Annotated in this window: 1 protein-coding gene; it reads left to right on the forward strand. The window is 72.6% G+C overall.

The genetic code is table 11. The annotated features are described in order from the left end of the window. Positions 1-35: 35 nt before the first annotated feature. Positions 36-6979: type I polyketide synthase (locus HW445_RS14120; protein ID WP_374939649.1), on the forward strand; the 6944-nt coding region annotated here is incomplete at its 3' end.

Here is a 6979-nt window from a genome sequence, read left to right on the forward strand (position 1 = left end):
GTTCCAGCTCGTCGGTTATCCGGACAGGTGACGCTCTGATGGCGAACGAAGAAAAGCTCCGCTCCTACTTGAGGCGAGTCACAGCCGACCTGCACGAGACCAGCGAGCGACTGCGTCGCGCCGAGGCCAAGGACCGGGAGCCCGTCGCCATCATCGGCATGGCCTGTCGCTACCCCGGCGGAGCCTCCGACCCCGAGGCGCTGTGGAAGCTCGTCGCCACCGGAACCGACGCCGTCAGCGGATTCCCCGCCGACCGCGGCTGGGACGCCGACAACCTCTACGACCCCAACGGGGTACAGGCCGTCACCCCCGGGATGAGCGCGGGCGGCTTCCTGCACGACGCCGGCGACTTCGACCCCGCCCCCTTCCGGATCTCGCCGCGCGAGGCACTCGCCATGAACCCCCAGCAGCGGCTGCTGCTGGAGACGTCCTGGGAGGCCGTGGAGCGCGCCGGCATCGGCCCGGCCGGCCTGCGCGGCAGCCGGACCGGCGTGTACGTCGGCCTCATGTACCACGACTACGCGGCGGGGATCGCCGACGAGGACGTCCCCGAGGGTGTCGCGGGGCTGCTGGGCATCGGGAACATCGGCAGCGTCGCCTCCGGCCGCGTCGCCTACACCCTGGGGCTCGAGGGGCCGGCGGTGACGGTGGACACGGCGTGCTCGTCGTCCCTGGTCGCCCTGCACCTCGCCGTCCAGGCGCTGCGCAACGGCGAGTGCGACATGGCCCTCGCGGGCGGAGCCACCGTCATGGCCACCCCCGCCGCCTTCACCGACTTCCAGCGGCAGGGCGGTCTGTCGACCGACGGGCGCTGCAAGTCGTTCTCCGAGGACGCGGACGGCACGGGGTGGGGCGAAGGCGTCGGCGTGCTGCTGGTGGAGCGTCTGTCGGACGCCCGCCGCAACGGGCACCGGGTGCTGGCGGTGGTGCGGGGTTCGGCCGTCAACCAGGACGGCGCCAGCAACGGCCTCACCGCGCCGAACGCGCCCGCGCAGGAACGTGTCATCCGCGCGGCGCTCGCCGGGGCGGGTCTGACCGGTGCCGACGTGGACGTGGTGGAGGCGCACGGCACGGGGACGACGCTGGGCGACCCGATCGAGGCGCAGGCGCTGCTCGCCACGTACGGGCAGGAGCGTCCGGAGGACGGCCGGCCGCTGTGGCTGGGTTCGCTGAAGTCGAACCTGGGCCATACCCAGGCCGCCGCCGGCGTCGGTGGCGTGATCAAGATGGTCATGGCCATGCGTCATGGCGTCCTGCCGCCCACCCTGCACGCCGCCCAGCCGTCGTCGAAGGTGGACTGGGCCGCCGGCGCGGTGGAGTTGTTGACGGAGGCGCGGGAGTGGCCGGAGGCGGGTGACCGGCCGCGTCGTGCGGGTGTGTCGTCGTTCGGTGTGAGTGGGACGAACGCGCATGTGATTCTCGAGGCCGTTGCCGGTGAGGAGCCGGTGGCGGAGGTGGAGCCGGCGGCTGTGCTTCCGGTGGTGCCGTGGGTGCTGTCGGCGAAGTCGCCGGAGGCGCTGGCCGGTCAGGCGCAGCGTCTGTTGTCGCGGGTGCGTGAGGACGAGGAGACGTCGACCGGGGACAACGGCTGGTCGTTGGTTTCCACCCGTTCGCACTTCGAGTACCGGGCTGCCGTGGTGGCGGCGGACCGGGAGGAGTTCGTGCGGGCGCTGGAGGTCCTGGTCTCCGGTGGCACCGCGCCCGGTGTGGTCCGGGGCACGGCGGTGAGTGGGCGTTCGGCGTTCCTGTTCTCCGGTCAGGGTTCGCAGCGGGCCGGGATGGGCCGTGAGCTGTACGACGGGTTCCCGGTGTTCGCGGACGCGTTCGACGCCGTCTGTGCCGAGCTGGACAAGCACTTGGACCGGCCGGTCAAGGAGCTGGTCTTCGACCCGGAGTCCGACCTGCTGGACAAGACCGTCTACACGCAGGCGGGCCTCTTCGCCGTCGAGGTGGCCCTGTTCCGGCTGATGGAGCACTGGGGCGTCACGCCCGACTTCCTCCTCGGCCACTCCATCGGTGAGCTGGCCGCCGCACACGTCGCCGGCGTCTGGTCCCTCGAGGACGCTGCCGCTCTCGTGGCTGCGCGGGGCCGGCTGATGCAGGCCCTGCCGGAGGGCGGGGCGATGGTCGCCGTCCAGGCGACCGAGGACGACGTCCTGCCGCTGCTCACCGACCGGGTGTCCATCGCGGCCCTGAACGGGCCCACCTCGGTGGTGATCTCGGGTGACGAGGACGAGGTGCTGGCCATCGCGGGCCGTTTCGCGAAGTCGAAGCGGCTGCGGGTGAGTCACGCGTTCCACTCGCCGCGTATGGAGCCGATGCTGGAGGAGTTCCGGCAGGTCGTGCAGGCGGCCACTTTCCACGCCCCGCGGATCCCGATCGTCTCCAACCTGACCGGTGAGACGGCGGGGGAGGAGCTGCTGACCGCGGACTACTGGGTGAACCATGTCCGTCAGGCGGTCCGGTTCGCGGACGGTATCCGCCACCTGGACGCCCAGGGCGTGACCACCTACCTGGAGCTGGGTCCGGGTGGGGTCCTGTCCGCAATGGCCCAGGAGACGGTGGCCGAGGCCGCGTTCGTGCCGGCGTTGCGGAAGAACCGCTCCGAGACGGACGCCGTTGTGACCGCTCTCGCCGAACTGCACGTGAACGGCACCGTCGTCGACTGGACCGCGTACTACGCCGGAACCAACCCCCGACGCGTCGACCTCCCCACCTACGCCTTCCAGCGTGAACGCTATTGGCTCAACGCCACTCAGGCGGCGCGCCTCGTCGCGGAGGCGGCCGAGGGAGACGACGCCTTCTGGGAGGCAGTCGGAGAAGGTGATCTCGAGTCGCTCGCCCGGGCCCTGGACGTGGGTCTCGACGACCCGTTCACCGCCGTCGTGCCGGCCCTGTCGGACTGGAGACGTCGGCGCAGAGCGGCGGACGCTCTGGACTCCTGGCGGTACCGGACCACCTGGCAGCGTCTGTCGGGCTCCACCGGCCCGACGTCCACGCTGCCCGGCACCACCCTTGTCGTCGTCACCGACCGCACCGACTCGCCCCTGACGGACGCGTGCCTCGCCGCGCTGGGCGACGGCGCCGTTGTTCTCCGTGTTCCCGCCGACGCCTCCCGGACCACGGTGGCCGACCGTCTGGCAGAGGTGATCGGAGAGCTGCCGACCGCCGTCGGACGCGTCCTGTCCCTGCTCCCGCTGGACGAACGGGAGCACCCCGGAGTACCGGGCCTCCCCGCCGGTTACGCGGCTTCGGTCGCTCTCGTTCAGGCCATGGACGACGTCCGGCTCGACGTACCGCTGTGGACCGCCACCTGCGGAGCGGTCGCCGTGTGGCCGTACGAGCCCGTCGTCGGGGCCTCGCAGGCACTGTGCTGGGGCCTGGGCGAAGTCGTCGCCACCGAGTACCCGCAGCGCTGGGGCGGCCTCGTCGACCTGCCGGAGGACCTTGACGAGCGCGGCCACGAGCGGCTGCGCCAGGTGCTCGCGGGCAACGAGGACGAGGACCACCTCGCGATCCGGTCGGCCGGAACGTTCGCCCGACGCCTGGTCCGGGCGCCGTCGTCGGCACGGAAGCGGAACCGGGCCACGGACACGAACCTTGCCACGGACACCGGCCGGGCCACGGACTGGGACCTGGACGGAACCGTCCTCGTCACCGGCGGCACGGGTGCGCTCGGCGCCCACGTCGCCCGCCACCTCGCGGGCCGCGGGGTGCGCCGGCTCGTCCTCACCAGCCGTCGTGGGCTCGACGCACCCGGTGCGGCGGACCTCGCCGCCGAGCTCGAGGGCCTGGGCTGCCGGGTGCGGGTCGAGGCATGCCCGGTGGAGGACCGGGACGCCCTCGCCGCGCTCATCTCCTCGATCCCCGAGGAGTCCCCGTTGACCGCCGTCGTGCACACCGCGGCGGCTCTCGACGACGCTCTCATCGACGCCCTGACACCTGAACGCCTCGCGCACGCGCTGCGTGCCAAGGTCGACGGAGCGCGGAACCTGCACGACCTCACCGTCGGGACGGACCTGTCCGCGTTCGTGCTCTTCTCCTCCCTCAGCGGCGTCGTCGGGGCTCCGGGGCAGGGGAACTACGCCCCCGGCAACGCCTTCCTCGACGCGCTCGCCCAAGCCCGGCGGGCCGCGGGTCTGCCCGCCACGTCCGTGGCCTGGGGCCGGTGGGGCGGGGCAGGGCTCGCCCAGGGCAGCGCGGAGGAGCGCTTCGACCGGGTCGGCGCCCACGCCATGGACCCTGATCAGGCGCTCGCCGGGCTGGAGCAGGCGCTCGAGGACGACGAGACCTGCCTCGTGGTGGCCGACGTCGACTGGCGACGCATGGTCGCCCACACCGCGACGCGCCGCCCGAGCCCGCTGATCCGTGAACTCCCGGACTTCCGGGACGACGAGCGTGCCGCGTCGGCCGACGCCCCCGCCGACGGCGGCAAGGGCCGCCTCTCCTCGCAGGTCGACGGGCTCCTCGCGCTGCCCGCGGCCGAGCGGGCGCGTGCCGTGCTCGATCTGGTGCTGGCCGAGACGGCCACCGTGCTCGGCCACAGCGACACCAGCAGGATCCCCAAGGACCGGACGTTCCAGGACCTCGGCTTCAACTCGATGAGCGCCGTGGACCTGCGGAACCACCTGGGCGCCGCCACCGGGCTCTCCATGCCCGCCACCCTCGTCTTCGACTACCCGACGCCCACCGCGCTCGCAGCACACCTCGTCGCCCATCTCGACGGCGTCGGGACGCCCTCGCAGGACGCGGGCCCGGTGACCGTCGGGCACGCTGCCTCCGCCACCGCCGACGACCCGGTCGTGGTGGTCGGGATGAGCTGCCGGTTCCCCGGGGGCGTGACGTCGCCCGAGGAGCTGTGGCAGATGCTGGTGGCCGGGCGCGACGGCCTCAGCGGCTTCCCCGCCGACCGCGGCTGGGACGTCGCCGCCCTGTACGACCCGACACGCGGCACACCGAACACGTCCTACGTCGGGCACGGCTGCTTCCTGCACGACGCCCCCGCGTTCGATCCCGCGCTCTTCGGCATCTCGCCGCGTGAGGCGCTCGCCATGGACCCCCAGCAGCGCCTGCTGCTGGAGACGTCATGGGAGGCCTTCGAGCGCGCGGGAGTCGACCCGCTGTCCCTCCGCGGCAGCCGTACCGGGGTGTTCGCGGGCACCAACGGCCAGGACTACGCGAACGTCGTCCAGGCGGCCGAGGCGGCCGAGGACTCCACCGCGGGGCACGGCGCCATCGGCAGCCTGGCCAGTGTGCTTTCCGGCCGGCTGTCCTACGCCTTCGGGCTGGAGGGCCCGGCGGTGACGGTGGACACGGCGTGCTCGTCGTCCCTGGTCGCCCTGCACCTCGCGGCGCAGGCGCTGCGCTCCGGCGAGTGCGACCTCGCCGTGGTGGGCGGCGTCACGGTGATGGCGACACCGACCGGCTTCGTGGAGTTCTCCCGTCAGGGCGGCCTCGCCCCGGACGGTCGGGTGAAGGCCTTCTCGGACGACGCGGACGGCACGGGCTGGGGTGAGGGCGTCGGCGTGCTGCTGGTCGAGCGTCTGTCGGACGCGCGCCGCAACGGGCATCAGGTGCTGGCGGTGGTGCGGGGTTCGGCCGTCAACCAGGACGGTGCGAGCAACGGCCTCACGGCGCCGAACGGGCCGTCGCAGCAGCGCGTCATCCGCGCGGCGCTCGCCGGGGCCGGTCTGACCGGCGCCGACGTCGACGCCGTCGACGCGCACGGCACCGGCACGAAGCTGGGTGACCCGATCGAGGCCCAGGCGCTGCTGGCGACGTACGGCCAGGAACGCCCGGAGGACGGGCGGCCGCTGTGGCTCGGCTCGATCAAGTCCAACATCGGGCACACGCAGGCGGCGGCGGGTGTCGCGAGTGTGATCAAGATGGTCATGGCGATGCGCCACGGTCTGCTGCCGGGGACCCTGCACGTCGGCGAGCCGTCGTCGAAGGTGGACTGGTCGGCGGGGGCTGTGGAGCTGCTGACGGAGGCGCGGGAGTGGCCGGAGACGGGTGAGCGTCCGCGCCGTGCGGGTGTGTCGTCGTTCGGCATCAGCGGGACGAACGCGCACGTCATCCTGGAGTCCGTCGAGGAGGAGCCGGAGCCCACCCGCGAGGCGGCGGCCGTGCTGCCTGTGGTGCCGTGGGTCTTGTCGGGCAGGACCCCGGAGGCGTTGGCCGCCCAGGCCGGTCGCCTGCTCGAGACGGTGAGCACCGACGAACTCTCCACGGTCGACGTGGGCCTGACCCTTGCGCTGCATCGCGCTCACCTGGAGCACCGTGCGGTGGTCTTCGGTGCGGGCCGCGAGGATCTGCTGTGCGCGGTGGCCGAGGGGCGTTCGGCGGCGGGTGTGGTGTCGGGTGTGGTCGGGGGAGGGCGTTCGGCGTTCCTGTTCTCCGGTCAGGGTTCGCAGCGGGCGGGGATGGGTCGGGAGCTGTACGACGGGTTCCCGGTGTTCGCGGACGCGTTCGACGCGGTGTGTGCGGAGCTGGACCGGCACCTGGACCGGCCGGTCAGGGACCTGGTCTTCGACCCGGAGTCCGACCTTCTGGACAGGACGGTCTACACCCAGGCCGGTCTGTTCGCCGTCGAGGTGGCTCTGTTCCGCTTGATGGAGCACTGGGGCGTCACCCCTGACTATCTGCTGGGCCACTCCATCGGTGAGCTGGCCGCCGCGCACGTCGCGGGCGTCTGGTCCCTCGACGACGCGGCTGCTCTGGTGGCTGCTCGGGGCCGGCTGATGCAGGCCCTGCCCGAGGGCGGAGCCATGGTTGCCGTGCAGGCGACCGAGGACGAGGTTCTGCCGCTGCTCACGGACAACGTGTCCATCGCGGCCCTGAACGGGCCCACCTCGGTCGTCATTTCGGGTGACGAGGACGAGGTGCTGGCGATCGCGGGCCGTTTCGAGAAGTCGAAGCGGCTGCGGGTGAGTCACGCGTTCCACTCGCCGCGTATGGAGCCGATGCTGGAGGAGTTCCA

Origin of the sequence: Streptomyces sp. UH6 (genome assembly GCF_013421635.1) — a bacterium.
Classification (GTDB): Bacteria; Actinomycetota; Actinomycetes; order Streptomycetales; family Streptomycetaceae; genus Streptomyces; species Streptomyces abyssomicinicus.